Source organism: Burkholderia lata (assembly GCF_000012945.1).
Taxonomy (GTDB): Bacteria; Pseudomonadota; Gammaproteobacteria; order Burkholderiales; family Burkholderiaceae; genus Burkholderia; species Burkholderia lata.
This window is the reverse complement of the sequence record NC_007510.1, coordinates 509,243-534,344: the sequence shown is the minus strand read 5'-3', so window position 1 is coordinate 534,344 and position 25,102 is coordinate 509,243. Positions and strand designations below refer to the sequence as shown.

Below are 25,102 nucleotides of genomic sequence, written 5' to 3'. Positions count from 1 at the left end.
CTCTCGTTACTTCTTGCGCTTGTCGGTATCGGTCAGGAACCGCATGCCTGCCGCGCGAATCGCGAATCCGTTCGGATAGCGCAGGTCCGCGTACTCGATGTCGTTGCCCCAGCGCTCCGTGACAGCCGGCCATGCGGCGACCAGGCGCTGGCTCCGGTCATGCAGCGACTCGCTGTTGCGTTCCTTGCCCAGCTCGACCTGCATGCCGTTCGACAGCTTCACCGTCCACGCGTACCGCGCCGACAGCGTCACTTCTTCCGGCGCCGCCTTCAGCGGCGCAAACCATTTCCCGAAGTCGCGATACCGCGTGACGACTTCCTTCGCACTGCCCTCCGGGCCGTCGAACGCCGGCAGCTCCTGCTCCAGCTCGCCCTGGTTCGCGGTGAACAGCTCGCCGTCGACACTCACGAGCTGGTCGCTGCCCCAGGTCCCGAGCGGTTTGTACTCCTCGAGCGTGACAGCCAGCGCATTCGGCCACACCCGGCGCACGCTCGCATGGCGCACCCAGGGCATCTGCTCGAACGCGGCGCGCGCTGCATCGAGATCGACCGTGAAGAAATTGCCCTTCAGCCGGCCGACCACGCCCGCGCGCACCGTCGGCGAATTGATGTGCTCGGTGTCGCCGTCGATCCGGATTTCCCGCAGCGCGAACGTCGGGCGCTGGATCAGCCAGTAGCAACCGGCCGCCGCCAACACGAGCAGCAACAGCGCGTACAGCGCGCTGGCGGCAAGGTTGAGTTGGCGAACGTTGTTCCACATACGTCGTTCCGTTCCTGCGTCAGTCGTTGAGCGTGAGCGACAGCACCTTCACGACCAGCTCCGAATAGCTGATGCCGACCGCGCGCGCGGCCTTCGGCGGCAGCGAGTGGTCGGTCATGCCCGGTGCGGTGTTCACTTCCAGGAAGTACGCGTTGCCGTCGGCGTCGAGCATGAAGTCCGCGCGGCCCCAGTCGGTGCAGCCGAGCACGTCGAACGCCCGGCGCGCGACGCGCTTGAGCTCCGCTTCCTTGTCGGCGGGCAGCCCGCACGGAATCAGGTATTGCGTGTCGTCGGCGATGTACTTCGCGTGATAGTCGTAGAACTCGCCGGCCGGCACGATCTTGATCACCGGCAGGTCGAGATCGCCGGCGATGCACGCGGTGTATTCGCCGCCGCCTTCGATGCTCTTCTCGACGATCACGATCGGGTCATGCGTCGCGGCTTCCGCGAGTGCAGCGGGCAGCGCGTCGGCCGTCTTCACCTTCAGCACCGCCACGCTCGAGCCTTCGCTCGCCGGCTTCACGAACAGCGGCAGGCCGAGCTTCGCGACGATGTCCGTCGCACGCGCCGCGAGGTCGTCGCCGCGCAGCACCGTCTCGAACGGCGGCGTCGGCACGCCCGTCTGCTGCCACACGAGCTTCGTGCGGAACTTGTCGAGGCCGAGCGCCGACCCGAGCACGCCGCTGCCCGTGTAGCGAATCCCGTAGAAATCGAGCGCGCCCTGGATCTGGCCGTTCTCGCCGTAGCCGCCGTGCAGTGCGTTGAACGCGCGCACGAACCCTTCGTCCTTCAGCGCCGCCAGCGGGCGCTCGGCCGGGTCGAACGGGTGCGCGTCGATGCCCGCGTCGCGCAGGCCCTGCAGCACGAGCTTGCCCGACGTGAGCGACACCTCGCGCTCCGAGGACTCGCCGCCGAACAACACCGCCACCTTGCCGAAACGTTTCGGATCAATCCCGCTCATGTCATGCCTTCTGTTGAGTGTGCTGCGCAACCTTCGCCGGCACGCCGCCGATCGAACCCGCGCCCATCGTGATCACCACGTCGCCGTTCTGCGCGACCTTCGCCAATGCGTCCGGCACGTCGTCGACCGTTGCGACGAACACCGGGTCAACCTTCCCTACGGTGCGCAGCGCACGCGACAGCGCGTCGCCGTTGGCCGTCGAGATCGCCGCCTCGCCGGCTGCGTAGACTTCCGTCAGCACCAGCGCGTCGACCGTCGACAGCACGTTGACGAAATCGTCGAAGCAGTCGCGCGTGCGCGTGTAGCGGTGCGGCTGGAACGCCAGCACGAGGCGGCGGCCCGGGAACGCGCCGCGCGCGGCCGCGATCGTCGCGGCCATCTCGACCGGGTGATGGCCGTAGTCGTCGATCAGCGTGTACTGGCCGCCGTCCGCGGCCGGCACCTCGCCGTAGCGCTGGAAGCGCCGGCCGACGCCGTTGAATTCCGCCAGCGCCAGCTGGATCGCGTCGTCCGACACGCCGAGATCGGTCGCGATCGCGATCGCCGCGAGCGCGTTCTGCACGTTGTGCAGGCCCGGCATGTTCAGCACGACCGCGAGCGGCGCGCGCCCGTCACGGATCACCGTGAAATGCATGCGGCCGTCGCGCGCATCGATGTCTTCCGCGCGCACCTGCGCGTCCGGCGACAGGCCGTAGCGCACGACCGGCTTCGAGATGAACGGGATGATCTGCCGCACGTTCGGATCGTCGACGCACACGACCGCGCTGCCGTAGAACGGCAGGCGCTGCGTGAATTCGATGAACGCCTGCTTGAGCCGCGCGAAATCGTGGCCGTAGGTGTCCATGTGGTCGGCGTCGATGTTCGTGATGACTTCGATCACCGGATACAGGTTCAGGAACGACGCGTCCGACTCGTCGGCCTCGGCGACGATGAAATCGCCCGTGCCGAGCCGCGCGTTCGCGCCGGCGCTGATCAGGCGCCCGCCGATCACGAAGGTCGGATCGAGCCCGCCCGCCGCGAGCACGCTCGCGACGAGGCTCGTCGTCGTGGTCTTGCCGTGCGTGCCGGCGATCGCGATGCCCTGCTTCAGACGCATCAGCTCCGCCAGCATCACCGCGCGCTGCACGATCGGCACGCGCTTCGCGCGCGCGGCCAGCACTTCCGGGTTGTCCGAGCGCACGGCCGTCGAGACGACCACCGCGTTCGCGCCCTCGATGTTCACCGCGTCGTGGCCGATCGCGATCCGCGCGCCGAGCGCCTGGAGACGATCCGTCACCGCGTTGCGCGACAGGTCCGAGCCGCTGACCTCGTAGCCGAGGTTGACGAGCACTTCGGCGATGCCGCTCATGCCCGCGCCGCCGATCCCGACGAAATGAATGTGTTTGACGATGTGTTTCATTGCAGTGTTTCCAGGTTCGCGCCGGCCGCCTTCGCGCACACGCGCGCGACTTCGTCGGTGGCTTCGGGCTTCGCCAGCGAGCGCGAACGTTCCGCCATGTCCGCGAGCGATGCCCGCGACTGGCCGCGCAGCCAGTCGGCGAGCAGTTCCGCCGACAGGTCGCGTTGTTGGACCAGCACGGCCGCACCCGCATCGGCGAGGAACGCGGCGTTGCTCGTCTGGTGATCGTCGACCGCGTACGGGAACGGCACGAACAGCGCCGCCACGCCCACCGCCGCGATCTCCGATACCGTCATCGCGCCTGACCGGCAGATCACCAGATCCGCCGCCGCATACGCGGCCGCCATGTCGTCGATGAACGGCACGAGCCGCACGTCTTCGCCGGCCGCGAAACCGGCCGCTTCGTAATTCGCCTTCAATGCTTCAATGTGCTTCGCGCCGGCCTGGTGCACGATGCGCGGGCGTTCGCCCGGCGTCAGCATCGCCAGCGCGCGCGGCACGACTTCATTCAGCGCGGCCGCCCCAAGGCTGCCGCCGACGACCAGCACGTTCAGCGGGCCGCTGCGGGCTGCATAGCGTGCTTTGGGCGCTTCCGTGCCGGCAAGTTCCGCACGAATCGGGTTACCCGTCCATTCCGCGTGCGGCAGCGCACCGGGGAACGCGACGAGCACGCGTTTCGCGAATTTCGCGAGCACCTTGTTCGTCAGGCCCGCGATCGAATTCTGTTCATGCAGCACGAGCGGGCGCCCCGACAGCGCGGTCATCACACCCGCCGGGAACGTGATGTAGCCGCCCATCCCGAGCACGACGTCGGGCCGCACGCGGCGCAGCGCCGCGAGGCTCTGCCCGCATGCGCGCAGCAGGTTGAACGGCAGCGTCAGCTTGGTCTTCAGGCCCTTGCCGCGCAGCCCGCCGAACCGCACGTATTCCATCGGAATGCCGTGCTTCGGCACGAGCGTCGCTTCCATCCCGGCCGGATTGCCGAGCCACACGACGCGCCAGCCCGCCGCTTCCATCCGGTGCGCGACCGCGAGCCCCGGGAACACGTGGCCCCCGGTGCCGCCTGCCATCACCATCAGCGTGCGTTGCGACGCGGTCATACCTTCCCTCCGCGCATCAGCACCCGGTTTTCATAGTCGACCCGCAGCAGCACCGCGAGCGCGACGCAGTTCAGCAGAATGCCCGAGCCGCCGTAGCTCACGAGCGGCAGCGTCAGGCCCTTGGTCGGCAGCAGCCCGAGGTTCACGCCCATGTTGATGAAGGTCTGCGCACCGAACCAGATGCCGATACCCTTCGCCATCAGGCCCGCGAACGTGCGATCGAGTGCGAGCGCCTGGCGGCCGATCTCGAACGCGCGGCGCACGATCCAGTAGAAGAGCAGGATCACGACCAGCACGCCGACGAAACCGAGCTCCTCGCCGATCACCGCGAGGATGAAGTCGGTATGCGCTTCCGGCAGGTAGTTCAGCTTCTCGACGCTGCCGCCGAGGCCGACACCGAACCATTCGCCGCGGCCGAACGCGATCAGCGAGTGCGTGAGCTGGTACGCCTTGCCCTGCGCGTAGCGCTCGTCCCACGGATCGAGGTACGCGAAGATCCGCTCGCGACGCCACGGCGACAGCCACACCAGCATCGTGAAGGTGCCGATCGCGGTCGCAACGAGGCCACCGAACAGCTTGCCGTTCACGCCGCCGAGGAACAGCACGCCCATCGCGATCGCCGCGACCACCATGAACGCGCCCATGTCCGGCTCGAGCAGCAGCAGCGCACCGACCAGGCCGACTGCGAACGCCATCGGCAGGAAGCCCTTGGCGAAGCTCTGCATGTATTCCTGCTTGCGCACCGTGTAGTTCGCCGCGTAGATCGTCACCGCGAGCTTCATGATTTCCGACGGCTGCATGTTCGTGATGCCGAGCGGAATCCAGCGGCGCGCACCGTTCACGCCCTTGCCGACGTGCGGAATCAGCACGATCACGAGGCTGACGAGCGCGATCAGGAAGAGTTGCGGCGCGTATTTGTCCCACGTCGACACCGGCACGCGGAACGCGATCACCGCCGCGATGAACGCGACGACGAGCGAGATGCAGTGGCGCATCAGGAACGCGTAATCGTGATACGACGCGTATTTCGGCGAATCGGGCATCGCGATCGACGCCGAGTACACCATCACGACGCCGAGCCCGAGCAGCGCGATTGCGACCCACAGCAGCGAGTAGTCGAAGTCGAGCATCCGCGAACGGCTCGGGCGCACGCCGTTGACGACGCTCGCAAGGCCGCCCGTCGCGGCGCGCGTGGCGGACGCGACGCGGCCGCCCGCGGCATTGCCGCCGGTGTCGCGGCGATCGTTGAAACGGGAGACGAGGCGATCGGACCAGCTCATGGCGTCGCTCCTTTGTCGATGGCGATTTCGTCGACCGCCGCGCGGAACACATCCGCGCGATGGGCGTAGTTCCTGAACATGTCGAGGCTCGCGCATGCAGGCGACAGCAGCACTGCATCGCCCGGTTCGGCGAGGTCGGCTGCCGCGTGCACCGCCCCTTCGAGCGTCACGTGGTCGGCGAGCGGCACACCCGTTTCGGCGAGCGTGTCGCGGATCGCCGGCGCATCACGGCCGATCAGCATCACCGCGCGGCACCAGCGCGCGACCGGCGCAACCAGCGGTGCGAAATCCTGCCCCTTGCCGTCGCCGCCCGCGATCAGCACGATCTTCTGTGCCAGCCCGTCGAGCGCGGCAACCGTCGCGCCGACGTTCGTACCCTTGCTGTCGTCGACGTAGTCCACGTCGTCGATCGTCGCGATCACTTCGACGCGATGCGCCTCGCCGCGGTATTCGCGCAGCGCGTGCAGCAGCGGCGCGGCCGGCAGGTCGATCGCGCGTGCGAGCGCGAATGCGGCCAGCGCGTTCGCCGCGTTGTGCAGCCCGCGGATGCGCAGGGCGTCGGCCGGCATCAGGCGCTTCTGCGCGATGTCGGGCGTATGGGCGTCGCGCTTGCGCCGACGGGTCGTCGTCGCAGCTTCATCCGGGGCGTCGCGATCGACGGCTTCCACCAGCCACGCGATGCCGTTGTCGCGCGACAGCCCGTAGTCGCCGTCCTGCACCGGTTCGTTCAGGCCGAACGTGACCGTGCGCGGCGCATCGGCCGCGCCGGCTGCCGGCGCGAACTTCATTACGGCCGCATCGTCGCGGTTCAGCACGCGCGTGGTCGTTGCGCCGAAGATCCGGCCCTTTGCCTGCGCGTACGCGTCGAAGCTGCCGTGCCAGTCGAGGTGGTCCTGCGTGATGTTGAGGATCGCGGCCGCATCGGGCGCGAACGTGCGCGCGGTCTCGAGCTGGAAGCTCGACAGTTCGAGCACCCACACGTCGGGCAGCGCGGTTTCGTCGATCGCGGCGGCGAGCCGGTCGAGCATCGCGGGGCTGATGTTGCCCGCGACGGCGACCTTCTTGCCCGAGCGCTGGCACAGCAGGCCCGTGAGGCTCGTCGTCGTAGTCTTGCCGTTGGTGCCCGTGATCGCGAGCACCTTCGGCTGGTAGCCGCTCGTGCCGAGTGCACGCAGCGCCTGCGCGAAGAATTCCAGCTCGCCCCACACCGCGACGCCCTGCTCGTTCGCAGCTGCGACCAGCGCTGCGAGTGCCGGTTCGAGCGGCGACAGCCCGGGGCTCAGCCCGACGAGCTCGATACCGCCGTCGAGCAGCGCAGGCGTGAACGCCCCGCCGACGAATTCCGCATCGATGCCTTCGGCCTGCAGCGCGGCAAGGTTCGGCGGCGCCTCGCGGGTATCGGCAATACGCAGCCGGCACCCGTGCCTCGCGCACCATCGCGCGATCGCGAGACCCGATTCCCCGAGCCCCAGTACGAGCACCATCGGCCGTTGCCGATCTCCAAACATCTCGCCAGACATCCTTGTTACCTTTCCTTTACCGCAGCTTGAGGGTGGTCAGACCGAACAGGCACAGCATCAGCGTGATGATCCAGAAACGCACGACCACTTGCGTTTCCTTCCAGCCGGACAATTCGAAATGGTGATGCAGCGGCGCCATCTTCAGCAGGCGACGCCCTTCGCCGTAGCGCTTCTTCGTGTACTTGAACCACGAAACCTGCAGCATCACCGACAGCGTTTCCGCGACGAAGATGCCGCCCATGATGAACAGCACGATTTCCTGGCGCACGATCACCGCGACCGTGCCGAGCGCGCCGCCGAGCGCCAGCGCGCCGACGTCGCCCATGAACACCTGCGCGGGGTGCGTGTTGTACCAGAGGAACGCGAGCCCTGCCCCACCCATCGCGGAACAGAAGATCAGCAATTCGCCCGCGCCCGGAATGTGCGGGAACAGCAGGTATTTTGAATAGACCGCGCTGCCCATCACGTACGCGAACACACCCAGCGACGCACCGACCAGCACGACCGGCATGATCACGAGGCCGTCGAGGCCGTCGGTCAGGTTCACCGCGTTGCTCGCGCCGACGATCACGAAGTACGTCAGCACGATGAAGCCCCACACGCCGAGCGGATAGCTGATCGACTTCAGGAACGGCAGCATCAGGTCGGCGCGTGCCGGCAAGCCCATCGACAGGCCGCTCCTCACCCATGCCATGAACAGGTCGAACACGCGCACGTTGTTCGCCTCGGACACGCTGAAGGCGAGGTAGACGGCCGCGAACAGCCCGATCACCGATTGCCAGAAATACTTCTCGCGCGACGACATCCCGCGCGGGTCCTTGTGGACGACCTTGCGGTAATCATCGACCCAGCCGATCACGCCGAAACCGAACGTCACGAGCATCACGATCCAGATGAAACGGTTCGTCAGGTCGCCCCACAGCAGCGTCGCGACCGCGATACCGATCAGGATCAGCACGCCGCCCATTGTCGGCGTGCCGGACTTGACCAGGTGCGTCTGCGGGCCGTCCTTGCGCACGGCCTGACCGACCTTCATTTGCGTCAGCTTGCGGATCACCCACGGTCCGCACACGAGCCCGATCCCGAGCGCGGTGATGGTGGCCATCACCGCACGGAACGTGAGGTACGTGAACAAGCGCAAAAAGCTTGCGTCTCCTTGCAGCCATTGCGCCAGCGCCAGCAGCATGCTTCCTTCCTTCTACTCAGTGTGCAGCGGGCGCAGTGCCCGCCGCGGGTTGGTTCGTCAGCGCGTCGACCACGCGCTCCATCTTCATGTACCGCGAGCCCTTCACGAGCAGCGTCGCCTGCGCGCCGTAGCCCGCTGCGAGCAGTGCTTCAACCAGCGCGCCGACGTCGCCGAAATGGCGGGCCGTGTCGCCGTATGCCGTGCAGGCATCGCGCGACGCATCGCCGAGCGCGAACAGCGCGTCGATCCCGCGCTCGCGCGCGTAGGCACCGACCTCGCGATGGAAAGCCGGCCCTTCGTCGCCGACCTCGCCCATGTCGCCGATCACCAGCACGCGCGGCGCCGGTTGCGCGGCGAGCACGTCGATCGCGGCACGCATCGAATCGGGATTCGCGTTGTACGTATCGTCGACGACCGTTGCACCCGCGAGGCTGCCTGCGATCGCCTGCTTCACCTGCAGCCGGCCCTTGACCGGCTCGAACGATTCGAGGCCCTGCTTGATCGCCGACAGTGCAACGCCGGCACCCAGCGCCGCGGCCGTGGCGGCCAGCGCGTTACGCGCATTGTGCTCGCCGAGCGCGCGCAGCCGCACCGTGACGACGCCCGCGGGCGTGTCGATCGCGAGTTCGCCGCCGTGCAGACGGCCCGTGACCTGCGCGTCGTTCTGCCGTCCGGCATCGTGCAGCGCGAAATCGAGGATCCGGTTGCCGGTTGCGGCGACGCGCCAGATGCCCGCATATGCGTCATCGGCCGGGAACACCGCGACGCCGTCCGGCGGCAGCGCGTGTATCACGGCCGCGTGTTCGAGCGCGACGGCTTCGACCGTCGCCATGAATTCCTGGTGCTCGCGCTGTGCGTTGTTGACGAGCGCGACCGTCGGCGCCGTGAGGCGCGCGAGGATTTCGGTCTCGCCCGGGTGGTTCATCCCGATCTCGATCACCGCGAGACGATGCGCGGCCGACAGGCGCAGCAGCGTCAGCGGCAGGCCGACATCGTTGTTCAGGTTGCCGGCCGTCGCGAGCCGCGCGTCGGCGCCGACCGCCGCCGCGAAGATCGACGCGATCATTTCCTTGACGGTCGTCTTGCCGTTGCTGCCCGTCACCGCAACGAGCGGCAACGCGAATCGTTTGCGCCAGCCATGCGCAAGCGCGCCGAGTGCGGCACGCGTTTCGCCGCCTTCGATCGCCGGCATCGTGACACCCGCCGGCACGTGCGCGACCAGCGCCGCGGAGGCACCGCGCGCAGCGACGTCGCCGAGGAAGTCGTGCGCGTCGAAGCGCTCGCCTTTCAGTGCGACGAACAGGTCGCCGGGGCCGGCCGTGCGGCTGTCCGTCGACACGCGGTCGAACGTGACGCCGGCGTCGCCGTGGACGGTTGCGCCGGGGATCAGGCGAGCGGCTTCGCCGAGACTGAGCATCGTCATTCGGCGCCTCCCTTGCCGTGCGTCGCGCGCGCTGCCAGCGCGAGCCGTGCGTGATCCTGATCGGAGAACGTGCGCTTCTTGCCCATGATTTCCTGCGTGGCCTCGTGGCCCTTGCCGGCCAGCACGACGACATCCTCGCGTGCGGCGCCGCGCACGGCCTGCAGGATCGCGCTCGCGCGATCCTCGATACGGCGTGCGTGATCGGGCGCGGTCATGCCCGCGACGATCTGGTCGATGATGCGCTGCGGATCCTCGCTGCGCGGGTTGTCGCTCGTGACGACGGTTTCATCGGCGAACCGCTCCGCGATCGCGCCCATCAGCGGGCGCTTCGTCGCATCGCGATCGCCGCCGCAGCCGAACATGCAGACGAGCCGGCCGCCGCGCGCGGTGGCGATCGGGCGCAGCGCGTCGAGCGTCTTTTCGAGCGCGTCGGGCGTGTGTGCGTAGTCGATCACGACGAGCGGTTCGTCGTTCTGCAGCCGGCCGCCGAGCCGCTGCATCCGGCCGTTGACGGACTCGAGCCGTGCGATCTCGGCGAGCGCCGCGTCGAACGGCACGTCGGCCGCGAGCAGCGAGCCGAGCACCGCGAGCAGGTTGCTGACGTTGAACGTGCCGAGCGTGCCGACCTCGACGTCCGCGTCGCCCCAGGACGAACGCAGGCGGAACGCCGTGCCGGTCGTGGTGGCGCGCACGTCGAGCGCGACCAGTTCGCGATCGGCGTCCGGCGCCGATGCATCGCCGATTCCGTACGCGATCGTGCGCACGCGGCCGGCCAGTTTCTCGAGCAGGCGCTGTCCGGCTGCGTCGTCGCGGTTGATGACCGCCGCGCGCAGGCCGCGCCATGCGAACAGCTTCGCCTTCGCGGCCTCGTATGCATCGAACGTGCCGTGATAGTCGAGGTGGTCCTGCGTTAGATTCGTAAACACCGCGATGTCGAACGCCGTACCGTTCACGCGCCCCTGGTGCAGCGCGTGCGACGACACTTCCATCGCGACCGCCTTCGCGCCCGCATCGCGCAGCTGCGCAAGGCTGCGCTGCAACTGCGACGCATCGGGGGTCGTGAAGCCGGTCGGCACGAGCTGGCCGGGCATCCCGGTGCCGAGCGTGCCGATCACCGCGCACGGCTGGTGAAGCGCCGTCAACGCGGCGGCGATCCATTGCGTGCACGACGTCTTGCCGTTCGTGCCGGTCACACCGATCGCGAGCAGGCTGTCGCTCGGATCACCATACCAGCTGCTGGCGATCTCGCCGGCGAGCTGGTCGAGCGCAGGCACCGCAAGCGCGACAGGAACGGCCGGCGCAGCGGCCAGCCCTTCCGGCTGATACAGCACGGCGGCCGCACCGCGCGCGACGGCGTCGGCGATGAAGGCACGATTGTCTGCCCCGTCGACCGCGTACGCGACGAACACGTCGCCAGCCTTGAGGCTGCGCGTGTCGGCATGCAGTTGCGCGGCGGGGGCCACATGCTGACGCAGCCACGCAAGCGCGGCTGCGATCTGCTGATGCGCCGGATGGGAACTGCGAGCGGCGCTCATCGAACAACTCCTGGTGAATTACGCGTGGTGCTGGACACGATCATATGCTTCGCACCGCTACCCGCGGCCAGCTTTTGCGGCCCGGTTGCGGAAGGTGCTGCCGGCGAATCGTCAGACACGACGAGCTGCTTGATCGGCATGTTCGGTGGGACGTTCAGCGCACGCATCGTGTCACCGGCGATCGCCGAGAATACGGGGCCGGACACCTGGCCGCCGAAGTGGCTGCCGGCGGTCGGTTCGTCGACCGACACCGCGACGACGATGCGCGGATTCGGCATCGGCGCCATCCCGACGAACGACGCGCGGTACTTGCGCGTGTAGCCGTGGCCTTCATGCTTGTACGCGGTGCCGCTCTTGCCGCCGACGCGATAACCCGGCACGGCCGCATCCGGCGACGTGCCACCCGGCGCGACCACCGTCTCGAGCATCGCGCGCACTTCGCGCGCGGTGGTCGGGTTGAACACCTGCGTGCCCACGACCGGCTGGTTGGGGTCGGTCTTGAAAATGGTCACGGGCATCAGCTCGCCGTCATGCGCGATCGCCGTGTAGGCACGCGCGAGCTGGAACAGCGACACCGACAGGCCGTAGCCGTACGACATCGTCGCCTGTTCGATGCGGCGCCAGCTCTTCCACGGACGCAGGCGGCCAGCCACCGCGCCCGGGAATCCGACCTTCGGCGCCTGGCCGAGGCCGATGCTCGTATACATATTCCACATTTCCTCGGGCCGCATCGTCATCGCGATCTTCGTCGCGCCGATGTTGCTCGACTTCTGGATCACACCGCCGACCGTCAGCGTGCCGAAACCCGCGTCGTCGGTAATCGGTGCGCCGTCGAGCACGAAATGCCCGTTGCCCGTCTCGACGAGCGTGTTCGGCGTCACGCGATGCAGGTCGAGTGCGAGCGACACCGTAAACGGCTTCATGATCGAGCCCGGCTCGAACACGTCGGTCATGATCCGGTTGCGCAACTGCTCGCCCGTCATGCGCGAGCGGTCGTTCGGGTTGTACGTCGGGTAGTTGACGAGTGCCAGCACCTCGCCGGTGCGCACGTCGACGACCATCGCCGCGCCGGCCTTCGCCTTGAACTTCTCGACGGCGGCCTTCAGGTTCGCGTACGCGATGTACTGGATCTTGCTGTCGATCGACAGGTCGACATCCGTGCCGTTGTGCGGCGGGATCTGCTCGGCGACGTCCTCGACGATGTGCCCCATGCGGTCCTTGATCACGCGACGCACGCCCGACGTGCCGGACAGCATCTTCTGGTCGCCCAGCTCGACGCCCTCCTGCCCTTCGTCCTCGACGTTCGTGAAGCCGATCAGGTGAGCGGTGATCTCGCCTTCCGGATAGAAGCGCTTGTATTCGTTGCGCTGATAGATACCAGGGATGTCGAGTGCAGCGACTTTGTCCGCGACGTCGATCGGCACCTGGCGCTTGACGTAGACGAAACCCTTGTCTTCCGACAGCTTCACGCGTAGTTCCTTCGACGTCATGCCGAGGAGCTTGCCGAGCTGGTTGACCTTGTCGGCGTCGAGATCGTCCGGCACCGCGTCGGGAATCGCCCAGATCGCACGCACGGGCAGGCTCGTCGCGAGCACGAGCCCGTTACGGTCGAGGATCTTGCCGCGCGTCGCCGGCAGATCGAGCGTGCGCTGGTAGCGGCTTTCGCCCTGCTTCCGATAGAACGCGTTGCCGGGCCCCTGGATCCAGAACGCGCGCGCGGCCAGCGCGACGAACGCCATGAACAGCATGAACACGACGAGCTTCGAGCGCCACATCGGCAGATGCACGCCCAGCACGGGGCTCGACGAGAATTTCACGTTCTGGCGCTTCTGGGACGGCTTCATCGCGCGCCTCCCTTACCCTTGGCGGCCGTGTCCGCCGAAGCCGGGATCGGCGCATCGATCGCCTTCGCAGCGCCCGGCGGCAGCGTCAGGTATTGCGTGCGGCCGGTCGTGATCGGCTGCATCTTCAGCGAATCGTTCGCGAGCTGCTCGATGCGCGACGTCTTCGACAGCGCGCTCTGCTGATATTGAAGCTGCGCGTAGTCCTGCTGGAGCTGACGCTCCTGCGACTGCGCACGCTGCAGCTGGATGAAGATCTGGCGCTGCTGGTTCGTCGAATTGACGACCGACAACGCGCAACCCATCACGATGATCAGCAGGAAGATATTGAAGCGGCTCATGGCGTGACGCGCTCCGCGATGCGCATCACGGCCGAGCGGGCGCGCGGATTCGCAGCGACTTCCGCTTCACTCGGAAACTGGCGGCTGATGATCTTGAGCGGCGGGCTCGGGAGGTCGACGGCGCGGATCGGCAGGCGACGATCGACCGCAGGCGCACTCGCGTGCGCCTGCATGAATCGCTTGACGATCCGGTCCTCGAGTGAATGAAAGCTGATGACCACCAGCCGCCCCCCTTGCTCCAGCAACGACAGTGCCGCGTCTAGTACGACTTGCAGGTCCGCAAGCTCTTGATTGACGTGAATCCGTATAGCCTGAAAGGTGCGGGTTGCCGGATCCTTGCCCTTCTCACGGGTTTTGACGACGTGACCCACGATTTGGGCAAGCTCGCCCGTGGTGTCGAGAGGCCCAAGACGGTCGGACTCTGCCCGGCGAGCAACAAGCGCCTTTGCAATCTGAAAAGCAAACCGTTCTTCCCCATAATCCCGTATTACCTCCGTCAATTCCTGCACCGAAGCCCGTGCGAGCCATTCCGCCGCCGACTCGCCGCGCGTCGGGTCCATCCGCATGTCCAGCGGACCATCGGCGCGGAAGCTGAAGCCGCGCGCCGGATCGTCCACCTGCGGCGAGGACACGCCCAGGTCGAGCAACACACCCGACACCTTCTCGACGCCGCGCGCCGCAAGCGCGTCGCGCATCGATGCAAAGCTGTCATGCACGATCGAAAAGCGCGCATCCTCGATGCCCTGCGCCGTCTCGATCGCTCTCGGATCCTTGTCGAACGCGATCAGCCGCCCGCCCGGCGCCAGCCGCGCGAGCACCGCGCGGCTATGGCCGCCGCGCCCGAACGTGCCGTCGACATAAATGCCGTCCGGTCGCGTCACGAGCGATTCGACCGCTTCGTCCAACAACACGGTCCGATGCTGCAATTCGTTTCCCATCGCGGGCGTCTCCGTCACCGCAATCAGAACGTGAAATTCTTCAGCGCGTCGGGCATGCCCTGCGCCATCGCTGCCTGCTCCTTCGCGTTGTAGGTTTGCGAATCCCACAGCTCGAAGTGACTACCCATTCCCAACAACATGACTTCCTTTTCCAGTCCGGCTGCCATGCGCAGCTCGGGCGATACGAGAATCCGGCCCGCGCTGTCGAGATCGACATCCATCGCATTGCCGAGAAAAATGCGCCGCCACCAGTGCGCGTCCATCGGCAGCGCGGCGATCTTGGCGCGGAATACTTCCCATTCGGGGCGCGGAAACAGCAACAGGCAGCCGTCCGGGTGCTTGGTCACAGTCACCCGTCCTTCTGCCTGTCCTTGCAGCGCTTCGCGATAGCGAGCCGGCACCGACATCCGCCCTTTCGCATCGAGCGTCAGCGCCGACGCCCCTTGGAACACTGTCCGCTCTCCCGTTCAGGGCACCGAAGCACCCGCTCCATGCTGAGAATTTAGCTGGAATAGCCCGCTAAATCACACAAAAATACACTTTCTCACACTGTCTCCCACTTTAGAGGAAGGGTGTGGCACGGTCAAGGGAGCGGCCCGCTTTTTTGACGAATTTTGTTAGTTAGAACAAGGACTTACGCACACATGCTCATGCGGCCCCTCATTCCAAAAACCGTTATAAATGAATGAGCTAGTGCAACTTGTGAAGGTGATACGTGAGAAAGACGGGCCAGACGGGTGTGCGGACGGGGCTTTCGGGGGCGGGAAAACGAGGAATAAACGGGCGGTATCAGCGGCGGGGAACCGGGGCGACGTCACGCATCGCCCCGGTGAGAATGTCACAGATAGTACGCAGTGCTCGTCATGACTTTCGACGCGGCGCGCATCAGCATTCGCGCGGGCAGCGGCAGCTCGATCCCGCCGGCGTCGGCCGCGGCCTTGCCGTGTTTCACTTCGTCGATACGCATCTGGTCGACGATCGCACGCGATGCGGTATCGGCCGCCGGCAGCTCGGACATGTGACCTTCGAGATGGCTCTCGACCTGCCGCTCGGTCTCGGCCATGAAGCCGAGGCTGACCTTGTCGCCGAGCGCGCCGGCCGCCACGCCGATCGCGAGCGAGCCCGCATACCAGAGCGGGTTCAGCAGGCTCGGCCGCGAGTCGAGCTCTTTCAGGCGATGCGCGGTCCACGCGAGGTGATCCTCCTCCTCGCGCGCGGCTTCCTCGAACATCGCCTTCGCCGACGCCGTGCGCGCGGTGAGTTTCTGCGCCTGATATAGCGCCTGCGCGCAGACCTCACCGACGTGGTTCACGCGCATCAGCCCGGCGGCATGCGTACGTTCCGCGGGCGTCAGCTCGGCGGCCGGCGCCTCTGCCGGTGCGGGCACCGGCCGGCTCATCCGGCTAATGCCGGTCAGCGATCGCAGGCCGCGATCGAATTCGCTGATCAGTTCATCAAACACCATCCTGTTCTCCTGGCTGCAGGTGCTGCCGCGAGCGGCAAGGGCACGAGTCCGCTGCGTAACCGACTTGATTATTCAGCGGAAATTGCGGTTAACCCGTGATTTTAACCATTGTTGCATAAAGGAAACATGGCGACCTTGAGGTGCGGCATTTCGCTTTGTGGCAAAAAACGGTTTTGCTACATTACGTCCGACTTCTTGCGAAGTTGATGGGGCCCGTCAACAGAACATAACTATCCGCCCCGCCAGAAAAATTCAGTGATTCTTGGAGATCCGTTAATGAAAAAGTCGCTTCTCGCGCTCGTCGCGCTGGGCGCGTTCGCTGGCGCTGCCCATGCGCAAAGCAGCGTGACGCTTTACGGCATCATCGATGAAGGCCTGCTCTTCAACAACAACGCGGGCGGCAAGCACCTGTACAGCATGGCCAGCGGCGTGATGCAAGGCAGCCGCTTCGGCATGCGCGGCACCGAAGACCTCGGTGGCGGCCTGAAGGCGATCTTCACCCTCGAAAACGGTTTTGACGTGAACAGCGGCAAGCTCGGTCAGGGCGGCCTGATGTTCGGTCGTCAGGCTTACGTCGGCCTGTCGAGCCCGTACGGTACGGTCACGCTGGGTCGCCAATACGACTCCGTCGTCGACTTCGTCGGCCCGCTCGAGGCAGGTGACCAGTGGGGTGGCTACATCGCCGCTCACCCGGGTGACCTCGACAACTTCAACAACGCCTATCGCGTGAACAACGCGGTCAAGTTCACGAGCAACACCTACGGTGGCTTCTCGTTCGGCGGCGTGTACAGCTTCGGCGGTCAGGCAGGCCAGTTCTCGAAGAACCAGGTCTGGTCGCTCGGCGCAGGCTACAACAACGGCCCGTTGGTCTTGGGCGTCGGCTACTTGAACGCACGCACGCCGAACCAGTTCGGCGGCATGTTCAACAACGGTTCGACGTCGTCGTCGGTCTCGTCGCCGATCTACGGCGCGTACGCGAACAACGCGAACACGTACCAGGTCATCGGTGCCGGCGGTGCATACACGTTCGGCGCAGCGACGATCGGTGCAACGTACTCGAACACGAAGTTCAAGGGCTTCTCGGCAGGCCCGTTCGTGAACCAGTCCGCGACGTTCAACAACGGCGAACTCAACTTCAAGTATCAGCTGACCCCGGCGCTGATTCTCGGCGCGGCGTACGACTACACGCAAGGCAGCAAGATCAACGGCAGCTCGGCAGCCAAGTATCACCAGGGCTCGCTGGGTGTCGACTACTTCCTGTCGAAGCGCACCGACGTCTACGCGATCGGCGTGTACCAGCACGCATCGGGCAACGTGCTCGACGCGAACGGCAACGTGATCCAGGCAACCGCAGCGATCAACGGTCTCGCAGGTTCGAGCACCAGCAACCAGGTCGCAGCACGCGTCGGTATCCGTCACAAGTTCTAATCAGCTTGCCTGACAAGCCGCAGCATATTGAAGGCGCCTTCGGGCGCCTTTTTCTTTTCCGGTCGGGTGCAGCCGCAAATCCGAAGCGCCGCGAATCGTACCGGCTGCGACGCGCTCGTCGCGGGGGCGCCGCGCCGTCCCTGCTACGTCGAAACGCACCGCCGCAGCGAGCCCATTCCGGAAGCCGCTTCGTTCGAAAACAGCCTTCTTCCGAGCCGGGCCGCAAAACAAAAAAGCCCGGCACAAGCCGGGCTTTTTCGTTCGATCGATCGCGCCGTTATGCGCGCCCGTCGCGCAGTTCGCGCCGCAGGATTTTGCCGACGTTCGTTTTCGGCAGCTCCGTCCGGAACTCGACCAGCTTCGGCCGCTTGTAGCCGGTGAGCCGCTCCTTGCAGTAGGCGAGGATGTCCTTGTCGGTGAGCGCCGGGTCCTTCTTCACGACGAACAGCTTCACGGCTTCGCCGGAATGCTCGTCGGGTACGCCGACCGCCGCCACCTCGAACACGCCCGGATGCGACGCCACCACGTCCTCGACTTCGTTCGGGTACACGTTGAAGCCCGACACGAGGATCATGTCCTTCTTCCGGTCGACGATCTTCACGTAACCTCGCGCATCCATCACGCCGACGTCGCCCGTCTTGAAGAAGCCGTCGGCGAACATGACCTTCGCGGTTTCGTCCGGCCGGTTCCAGTAGCCGGCCATCACCTGCGGCCCGCGGATGCAGATCTCGCCGGGTTCGCCGAGCGCGACGTCGTTGCCGGCGTCATCGCGAATCGCCACTTCGGTCGACGGCAGCGGCAGGCCGATCGTCCCGCTATATTCAGTCGCCGTCACGGGGTTGCAGGTCGCCACCGGCGACGTTTCCGACAGCCCGTAGCCTTCGATGATCGCGGTATGGGTCTTTTCATACCAGCGTTTCGCGACGCCTTCCTGGATCGCCATGCCGCCGCCGTTGGCGATCACGAGCTTCGACAGGTCGAGCTGATTGAATTCGGGGTGATTCAGCAGTGCGTTGTACAGCGTGTTGACCGCCGGGATCGTCGAGATCTGGTAGCCCTTCAACTCCTTGATCATGCCGGCGATGTCGCGCGGGTTCGGGATCAGGATGCCCATGCCGCCCGTACGCATCGTCAGGAAGCCGCAGACGGTCAGCGCGAACACGTGATACAACGGCAGCGCGACAACGGTCACGAACTGTTTCACGTCCGGGAACTTCTCATGCGCCGGATGATGCCAGGCGCCCGCCTGCAGCACGTTCGACACGATGTTCCGGTGCAGCAGCGTCGCCCCCTTCGCCACGCCGGTCGTACCACCCGTGTATTGCAGGAACGCGACGTCATCGGGGCCGATCTTCTGCGCCTTGAATGCCTGGCGCGCACCTTCCGACAGCGCGGTCTTGAAGCGCGTGAACGACGGCAGCTGCCAGGCAGGCACCATCTTCTTCACGTTGCGCACGACGTAGTTGACGAGCCATCCCTTGATGCCCAGCAGATCGCCCATCGATGCGACGACGACGTGCTTGACGCCCGTATTCGCGATGACGGCCTGCAGCGTCGACGCGAAATTCTCGAGGATGACGATTGCCTCTGCACCGCTATCCTTCAACTGATGCTCGAGTTCGCGCGGCGTATAGAGCGGGTTGACGTTGACGACGGTGTAGCCCGCGCGCAGTACCGCAGCGATCGCCACGGGATACTGCAGCACGTTCGGCATCATGATCGCGACGCGCGCTCCGCGCGCAAGCCCGCGCGATTGCAGCCACGCGCCAAACTGGCGCGATAGCTTGTCGAGTTCGCCGTACGTGATGCCCTTGCCCATGCAGACGAACGCCGTGCGGTCGCGATACTGCCGGAAGCTTTCGTCGAGCAGGTCTGGGACAGAGGGATAAGGAGACGCGTCAATTTCGGCTGGAACGCCGGGTGGGTACGATTTCAGCCAAATTTTGTCCATACTGCGCGTCTCCTCACAGATTTTCGAATGGTCGTGCTAAAACGCATCGTAACGGCTCGCTCGCCTTGAGACAACAGGGTTAGATGTCCACTTCGAACTTCCGTCGAAATTCGTCTGATCATACGGCGATATCCGATCAAATGCGTTCAACTTCCACGAGGCAATCGTAGAACGTCGCCGAATTGCCAAGATCGGTGAGCGCCTGGCTCGTCACTTCGTTCGCGTTTCTGCCGTCCGGTGACAGCTTCTTCCACCAGATCGACAGACCGACGACGAGCCCTGCGCGTGCGCGATCGGTAATTCTCGCGAGCGCCTGCATCGATCCACGATCGTTGAAGATGCGTACGAGGTCGCCATCGGTGATGCCGCGCTCATCGGCGTCAGACGGGTGGATGTCGAGATGCGGTTCACCTTCGGTATGACGCAGGCTGTCGACGTTCACGAACGTACTGTTCAGGAAGTGACGCGCCGGCGGTGAAATCATCGCGAGCGGATAGCGTGCGGCGAGCTCGGGCGCAGCCTCGGCCGATTCGAACGGCGGCAGGTAGTCGGGCACGGGATCCACGCCCATCTGCTCGAGTCGCGGGCTGTAGAACTCGCACTTGCCGGACGGCGTACGGAAACCGCCGTTCGCGAACGGCGCCTCCGGCAGCTTGAGCTTCAGCCAGCCATCGCGCTTAAGCGTGCCCCAGTCGCTGTCGAGCACTGGATCGTCCCAGCGGAGCGCCGCGCGCGCGACCTCTTCGTCGCTGTGATAAAGCGCGGGTTCGTCGAGCCCCATACTGCGCGCGATACCACGGAAGATCTCCGTATTCGGCCGCGCGTCTCCCACCGGTGGAATCGACGGCAGGTTCGCCATCACGTAGGTGTGACCGTACGATTTGTGGATGTCCAGATGCTCGAGCTGCGTAGTTGCCGGCAACACAATGTCGGCGAAATCGACGGTATCTGTCTTGAAATGCTCGAGAACGACCGTGAACAGATCGTCACGCGCGAACCCTGCCGCGACCTTCGAAGAGTCCGGTGCGACGGCCACCGGATTCGAGTTGTACACGATCACCGCCTCAACTTTCGGCCCGAAGGTTGCATCGCCCGGGTGCAACAGCGCGTCGCCGATCGCGTTCATGTTGATGATGCGCGGCAGCTTGTGCGGCCATCCCGGCATCAAGTCCGGGCGTAGCAACGCAGCCTGGTTGACCGGCGCGGACTCCGACGATGACAGCAACAGCCCGCCGGCCCGATCCCGCCAGGCACCCGTCAGCGCCGGCAGACTGGCGATCGCGCGTACGGCGTTGCCACCGCCGCGGACGCGCTGCATGCCGTAGTTGAGGCGGATCGATGCCTTGCGGGTAGCGCCGTAGCGACGCGCAAGGTCGACCAGCTCCGACGCGTCGATCCCGCAGATCTGCGCAACGCGTTCCGGCGGATAGGACAGCGCCCGCTCCTTCAGCGCGTCGAAACCGAGCGTATGGCTGGCGATGTAATCGTGATCGAGCAGGTTTTCGGTAATCAGCACGTGCATCATGCCGAGTGCGAACGCGCCGTCGGTGCCGGGTTTCAACGCGATATGCTGATGGCACTTCTCCGCCGTCAGCGAACGGTACGGATCGATGGCGACCAGGCGAGCACCTCGGCGCTTCGCCTCCTGCGCGCGCGTCCAGAAGTGCAGGCTCGACGCGATCGGGTTTGCCCCCCAAATCAGAATCAGCTCGCTTTCCTCGAAATGCTCGAGGTGCATGCCGAGACTGCCGCCATAGGTGTAACGCAACCCCGCTGCACCGGCTGCCGCGCAGATCGTGCGCTCGAGCCGCGAGGCACCGAGCTTGTGGAAGAACCGCTGGGCGATGCCCTCCCCTTGCACGAGCCCCATCGTCCCCGCATAGCTGTACGGCATGATTGCTTCGGGCGCGCGCGCCGCAATTTCACCGAGACGACGGCCGATCTCATCGAATGCCTCGTCCCAGCTGATCGGCACGAAACGCCCTTCCCCCTTCGCACCAATGCGCTTGAGCGGGACGGTGAGGCGGTCGGGGTGATGAACGCGATCGGCGTATCGACTGACTTTCGTGCACAACACGCCTTGCGTCGGCGGATGGTCGGGATCGCCCGTGACCTTGATCGCCTTGCCGTTTTCGACGGTTACACGCATTGCGCACGTATCCGGACAATCATGCGGGCAAACGGCCCGGGCTACCTGAATGGCGGCGTTCATCGTTTCGAATGCAGAGATGGGGATTCGCAAATTTTACGTGGACGCGCCGAATAAAGCGTTCATTTCGTGCGGATTCTGAGGTATTTGGCCGAAAGCGATGGGAGGAATCGGGAGAGCTCCCATGGTTCGGTGCGTTGTCTGCAGGGGACTTGCACGGCCAACCCGACACTCGTTTTCGACGATGGAAAACCAATCGCGCACGACTGCGTCAACCGATACGTGAGAGAGAGAAATTGCAGCTTTGATCGGCGATACGACCAATAGACTGGCGGATCGCGAATGATGCTGACCAATTAGCGAGCCGGGAGCCGCGAGTGGTTGTACTTGGGAGAGGTGATGTGGAAACTCCGGCCGGACCGCCCGTCCCGATCCTTGGTGCATTTCCGCCGCACCAATGCAAAAACCCCCGCCTTTCGGGCGGGGGTTCTCGGCTTAGGGAGCCTGACGATTACCTACTTTCACACGGGAATCCGCACTATCATCGGCGTAGAGTCGTTTCACGGTCCTGTTCGGGATGGGAAGGGGTGGGACCGACTCGCTATGGTCATCAGGCAAAGAGGGTTGTTGTGCTGACTTCGCAGCACAACCAATCTTGGAAGAAGCAGTAATTTTGAGTTGTGTGTATCACACACGAGAATCAACCAGTCCGACGCGCTGTTTTCAGCGCGAGACAGACTTGTTATAGGATCAAGCCTTACGGGCAATTAGTATCAGTTAGCTGAACGCATTACTGCGCTTACACACCTGACCTATCAACGTCCTGGTCTCGAACGACCCTTCAAGGGGATCTAGTCCCCAGGGATATCTCATCTTAAGGCGAGTTTCCCGCTTAGATGCTTTCAGCGGTTATCTCTTCCGAACATAGCTACCCGGCGATGCCACTGGCGTGACAACCGGTACACCAGAGGTTCGTCCACTCCGGTCCTCTCGTACTAGGAGCAGCCCCCTTCAAATATCCAACGCCCACGGCAGATAGGGACCAAACTGTCTCACGACGTTTTAAACCCAGCTCACGTACCTCTTTAAATGGCGAACAGCCATACCCTTGGGACCGGCTACAGCCCCAGGATGAGATGAGCCGACATCGAGGTGCCAAACACCGCCGTCGATATGAACTCTTGGGCGGTATCAGCCTGTTATCCCCAGAGTACCTTTTATCCGTTGAGCGATGGCCCTTCCATACAGAACCACCGGATCACTATGACCTGCTTTCGCACCTGCTCGACTTGTCGGTCTCGCAGTTAAGCACGCTTATGCCATTGCACTATCAGCACGATTTCCGACCGTACCTAGCGTACCTTCGTACTCCTCCGTTACGCTTTGGGAGGAGACCGCCCCAGTCAAACTGCCTACCATGCACTGTCCCCGACCCGGATCACGGGCCAAGGTTAGAACCTCAAACAAACCAGGGTGGTATTTCAAGGACGGCTCCACCGAAACTAGCGTTCCGGTTTCATAGCCTCCCACCTATCCTACACAGATCGGTTCAAAGTCCAATGCAAAGCTACAGTAAAGGTTCATGGGGTCTTTCCGTCTAGCCGCGGGTAGATTGCATCATCACAAACACTTCAACTTCGCTGAGTCTCGGGAGGAGACAGTGTGGCCATCGTTACGCCATTCGTGCAGGTCGGAACTTACCCGACAAGGAATTTCGCTACCTTAGGACCGTTATAGTTACGGCCGCCGTTTACCGGGACTTCAATCAAGAGCTTGCACCCCATCATTTAATCTTCCGGCACCGGGCAGGCGTCACACCCTATACGTCCACTTTCGTGTTTGCAGAGTGCTGTGTTTTTATTAAACAGTCGCAGCCACCAGTTTATTGCAACCCCTTCACCCTTTGCCCGCAGGGGCATCAAGCTACAAGGGCGTACCTTATCCCGAAGTTACGGTACCAATTTGCCGAGTTCCTTCTCCCGAGTTCTCTCAAGCGCCTTAGAATACTCATCTCGCCCACCTGTGTCGGTTTGCGGTACGGTCATCATTAGACTGAAGCTTAGAGGCTTTTCTTGGAACCACTTCCAATTGCTTCGCTCCCTAAGGAGCTCGCGCCACACCCTTGAATTCCGCGCCCGGATTTGCCTAAGCGCCTTCTCCAATGCAGCGACCGGGACTTCCAACACCCGGACAACTTTCCGCGATCCGTCCCCCCATCGCATCTAACAATGGTGCAGGAATATTGACCTGCTTCCCATCAGCTACGCATTTCTGCCTCGCCTTAGGGGCCGACTCACCCTACGCCGATGAACGTTGCGTAGGAAACCTTGGGCTTACGGCGAGGGGGCCTTTCACCCCCTTTATCGCTACTCATGTCAGCATTCGCACTTCTGATACCTCCAGCATCCCTTCCGAGACACCTTCGCAGGCTTACAGAACGCTCTCCTACCATGCGTGCAAAGCACGCATCCGCAGCTTCGGTATATAGCTTAGCCCCGTTACATCTTCCGCGCAGGACGACTCGATCAGTGAGCTATTACGCTTTCTTTAAAGGGTGGCTGCTTCTAAGCCAACCTCCTGACTGTTTTAGCCTTCCCACTTCGTTTCCCACTTAGCTATATTTGGGGACCTTAGCTGGCGGTCTGGGTTGTTTCCCTCTTGACACCGGACGTTAGCACCCGATGTCTGTCTCCCGTGATTGCACTCTTCGGTATTCGGAGTTTGCTATGGCGGGGTAATCTGCAATAGACCCCCCAACCATGACAGTGCTCTACCCCCGAAGGTGAGACACGAGGCACTACCTAAATAGTTTTCGGAGAGAACCAGCTATTTCCAAGTTTGTTTAGCCTTTCACCCCTATCCACAGCTCATCCCCTAACTTTTCAACGTTAGTGGGTTCGGACCTCCAGTACGTGTTACCGCACCTTCATCCTGGCCATGGATAGATCACTTGGTTTCGGGTCTACGCCCAGCAACTGAACGCCCTATTCGGACTCGCTTTCGCTACGCCTGCCCTATACGGTTAAGCTTGCTACTGAACGTAAGTCGCTGACCCATTATACAAAAGGTACGCCGTCACCCCTTACGAGGCTCCGACTGTTTGTATGCATGCGGTTTCAGGATCTATTTCACTCCCCTCCCGGGGTTCTTTTCGCCTTTCCCTCACGGTACTGGTTCACTATCGGTCGATCACGAGTATTTAGCCTTGGAGGATGGTCCCCCCATCTTCAGACAGGATTTCACGTGTCCCGCCCTACTTGTCGCACACCTAGTTCCTTCATACTGTTTTCGCCTACGGGGCTATCACCCGCTATGGCCGCACTTTCCAGAGCGTTCGGCTAACAATACAAATAAAGAGTGCAAGGCTCATCCCATTTCGCTCGCCACTACTTTGGGAATCTCGGTTGATTTCTTTTCCTGCGGTTACTTAGATGTTTCAGTTCACCGCGTTCGCTTCACATGGCCTATGTATTCAGCCATGGATACTCCAAAAGGAGTGGGTTTCCCCATTCGGACATCTACGGATCAAAGCTTGTTTGCCAGCTCCCCGTAGCTTTTCGCAGGCTACCGCGTCCTTCATCGCCTGTGATCGCCAAGGCATCCACCACATGCACTTGTTCGCTTGACCCTATAACGAGTCTGTCTCTCGACAGTCGTTACAGGTTGAGTTCTCGCATTTGTGCCGTATTCCAATTGAGTCAAACATAGAGTTCGAATCATCTTGAGATACATCGATACAATCACAACCCGGATAGTTTTCACGTCCATCTCATAGACGCTTCCGCTATCCAAATTACTTACTTCTTCCAGATTGTTAAAGAACGAC

Annotated in this window: 17 protein-coding genes and 2 rRNA genes; 1 reads left to right on the top strand and 18 read right to left on the bottom strand. The window is 63.8% G+C overall.

The window, feature by feature from the left end; translation table 11 throughout:
• Positions 1-6 precede the first annotated feature (6 nt).
• From BCEP18194_RS08345 to coq7, 14 genes are all read right to left on the bottom strand, one after another.
• Entirely contained in the window at positions 7-759 is a 753-nt protein-coding gene (locus BCEP18194_RS08345) for a cell division protein FtsQ/DivIB (protein ID WP_011350842.1), read from the bottom strand.
• A gap of 19 nt (positions 760-778) precedes the next feature.
• On the bottom strand, positions 779-1,720 hold the full coding sequence (locus tag BCEP18194_RS08340) for a D-alanine--D-alanine ligase (protein WP_011350841.1): 942 nt from the start codon (positions 1,718-1,720) through the stop codon (positions 779-781).
• A gap of 1 nt (position 1,721) precedes the next feature.
• Positions 1,722-3,119: a UDP-N-acetylmuramate--L-alanine ligase gene (murC, locus tag BCEP18194_RS08335; RefSeq protein ID WP_011350840.1), complete on the bottom strand. Its 1,398-nt coding sequence runs from the start codon at positions 3,117-3,119 to the stop codon at positions 1,722-1,724.
• Positions 3,116-4,219 (bottom strand): undecaprenyldiphospho-muramoylpentapeptide beta-N-acetylglucosaminyltransferase, encoded by a 1,104-nt coding sequence (gene murG, locus BCEP18194_RS08330; protein ID WP_011350839.1) that lies wholly within the window; start codon positions 4,217-4,219, stop codon positions 3,116-3,118. The genes murC and murG overlap by 4 nt, the downstream gene beginning before the upstream one ends.
• Complete coding sequence (gene ftsW, locus BCEP18194_RS08325) at positions 4,216-5,499, bottom strand: putative lipid II flippase FtsW (protein ID WP_011350838.1); 1,284 nt, start codon at positions 5,497-5,499, stop codon at positions 4,216-4,218. Before ftsW ends, murG begins: the two co-directional genes overlap by 4 nt.
• Positions 5,496-7,007: a UDP-N-acetylmuramoyl-L-alanine--D-glutamate ligase gene (gene murD, locus BCEP18194_RS08320; RefSeq protein WP_011350837.1), complete on the bottom strand. Its 1,512-nt coding sequence runs from the start codon at positions 7,005-7,007 to the stop codon at positions 5,496-5,498. Before murD ends, ftsW begins: the two co-directional genes overlap by 4 nt.
• A 28-nt stretch (positions 7,008-7,035) precedes the next feature.
• A complete protein-coding gene (gene mraY, locus BCEP18194_RS08315; RefSeq protein WP_006477019.1) occupies positions 7,036-8,205 on the bottom strand; it encodes a phospho-N-acetylmuramoyl-pentapeptide-transferase in 1,170 nt (389 codons plus the stop codon).
• A 16-nt stretch (positions 8,206-8,221) separates the two neighbouring features.
• Complete coding sequence (locus BCEP18194_RS08310) at positions 8,222-9,628, bottom strand: UDP-N-acetylmuramoyl-tripeptide--D-alanyl-D-alanine ligase (RefSeq protein ID WP_011350836.1); 1,407 nt, start codon at positions 9,626-9,628, stop codon at positions 8,222-8,224.
• Positions 9,625-11,163, bottom strand: a complete 1,539-nt coding sequence (locus BCEP18194_RS08305; RefSeq protein ID WP_011350835.1) for a UDP-N-acetylmuramoyl-L-alanyl-D-glutamate--2,6-diaminopimelate ligase — start codon at positions 11,161-11,163, stop codon at positions 9,625-9,627. The genes BCEP18194_RS08310 and BCEP18194_RS08305 overlap by 4 nt, the downstream gene beginning before the upstream one ends.
• A complete protein-coding gene (locus BCEP18194_RS08300) occupies positions 11,160-13,007 on the bottom strand; it encodes a peptidoglycan D,D-transpeptidase FtsI family protein (RefSeq protein WP_011350834.1) in 1,848 nt (615 codons plus the stop codon). Before BCEP18194_RS08300 ends, BCEP18194_RS08305 begins: the two co-directional genes overlap by 4 nt.
• On the bottom strand, positions 13,004-13,345 hold the full coding sequence (gene ftsL, locus BCEP18194_RS08295) for a cell division protein FtsL (protein WP_011350833.1): 342 nt from the start codon (positions 13,343-13,345) through the stop codon (positions 13,004-13,006). Before ftsL ends, BCEP18194_RS08300 begins: the two co-directional genes overlap by 4 nt.
• On the bottom strand, positions 13,342-14,283 hold the full coding sequence (gene rsmH, locus BCEP18194_RS08290) for a 16S rRNA (cytosine(1402)-N(4))-methyltransferase RsmH (protein ID WP_011350832.1): 942 nt from the start codon (positions 14,281-14,283) through the stop codon (positions 13,342-13,344). Before rsmH ends, ftsL begins: the two co-directional genes overlap by 4 nt.
• 23 nt (positions 14,284-14,306) lie before the next feature.
• The gene (gene mraZ / locus BCEP18194_RS08285; protein ID WP_006487094.1) at positions 14,307-14,735 is read right to left on the bottom strand and encodes a division/cell wall cluster transcriptional repressor MraZ; all 429 of its coding nucleotides are present in this window, start codon (positions 14,733-14,735) and stop codon (positions 14,307-14,309) included.
• A gap of 386 nt (positions 14,736-15,121) precedes the next feature.
• The gene (gene coq7, locus BCEP18194_RS08280) at positions 15,122-15,748 is read right to left on the bottom strand and encodes a 2-polyprenyl-3-methyl-6-methoxy-1,4-benzoquinone monooxygenase (protein WP_011350831.1); all 627 of its coding nucleotides are present in this window, start codon (positions 15,746-15,748) and stop codon (positions 15,122-15,124) included.
• A gap of 276 nt (positions 15,749-16,024) precedes the next feature.
• Here coq7 and BCEP18194_RS08275 point away from each other — a divergent pair, with 276 nt between their 5' ends.
• Positions 16,025-17,176 carry a porin gene (locus BCEP18194_RS08275; RefSeq protein WP_011350830.1) on the top strand — a complete coding sequence of 384 codons (1,152 nt, stop codon included), beginning with the start codon at positions 16,025-16,027 and terminating at the stop codon, positions 17,174-17,176.
• A gap of 277 nt (positions 17,177-17,453) precedes the next feature.
• Here the strand turns inward: BCEP18194_RS08275 and BCEP18194_RS08270 are convergent, their stop codons facing one another.
• From BCEP18194_RS08270 to BCEP18194_RS08255, 4 genes are all read right to left on the bottom strand, one after another.
• Entirely contained in the window at positions 17,454-19,127 is a 1,674-nt protein-coding gene (locus BCEP18194_RS08270) for a long-chain fatty acid--CoA ligase (protein WP_011350829.1), read from the bottom strand.
• A 136-nt stretch (positions 19,128-19,263) separates the two neighbouring features.
• Positions 19,264-21,339, bottom strand: coding sequence for a molybdopterin-containing oxidoreductase family protein (locus BCEP18194_RS08265; protein WP_011350828.1), 2,076 nt, complete (start codon positions 21,337-21,339; stop codon positions 19,264-19,266).
• A 439-nt stretch (positions 21,340-21,778) separates the two neighbouring features.
• Positions 21,779-21,891 (bottom strand): 5S ribosomal RNA (gene rrf / locus BCEP18194_RS08260).
• Between the two features lie 131 nt (positions 21,892-22,022).
• Positions 22,023-24,904, bottom strand: a 23S ribosomal RNA gene (locus BCEP18194_RS08255).
• Positions 24,905-25,102: the final 198 nt, after the last annotated feature.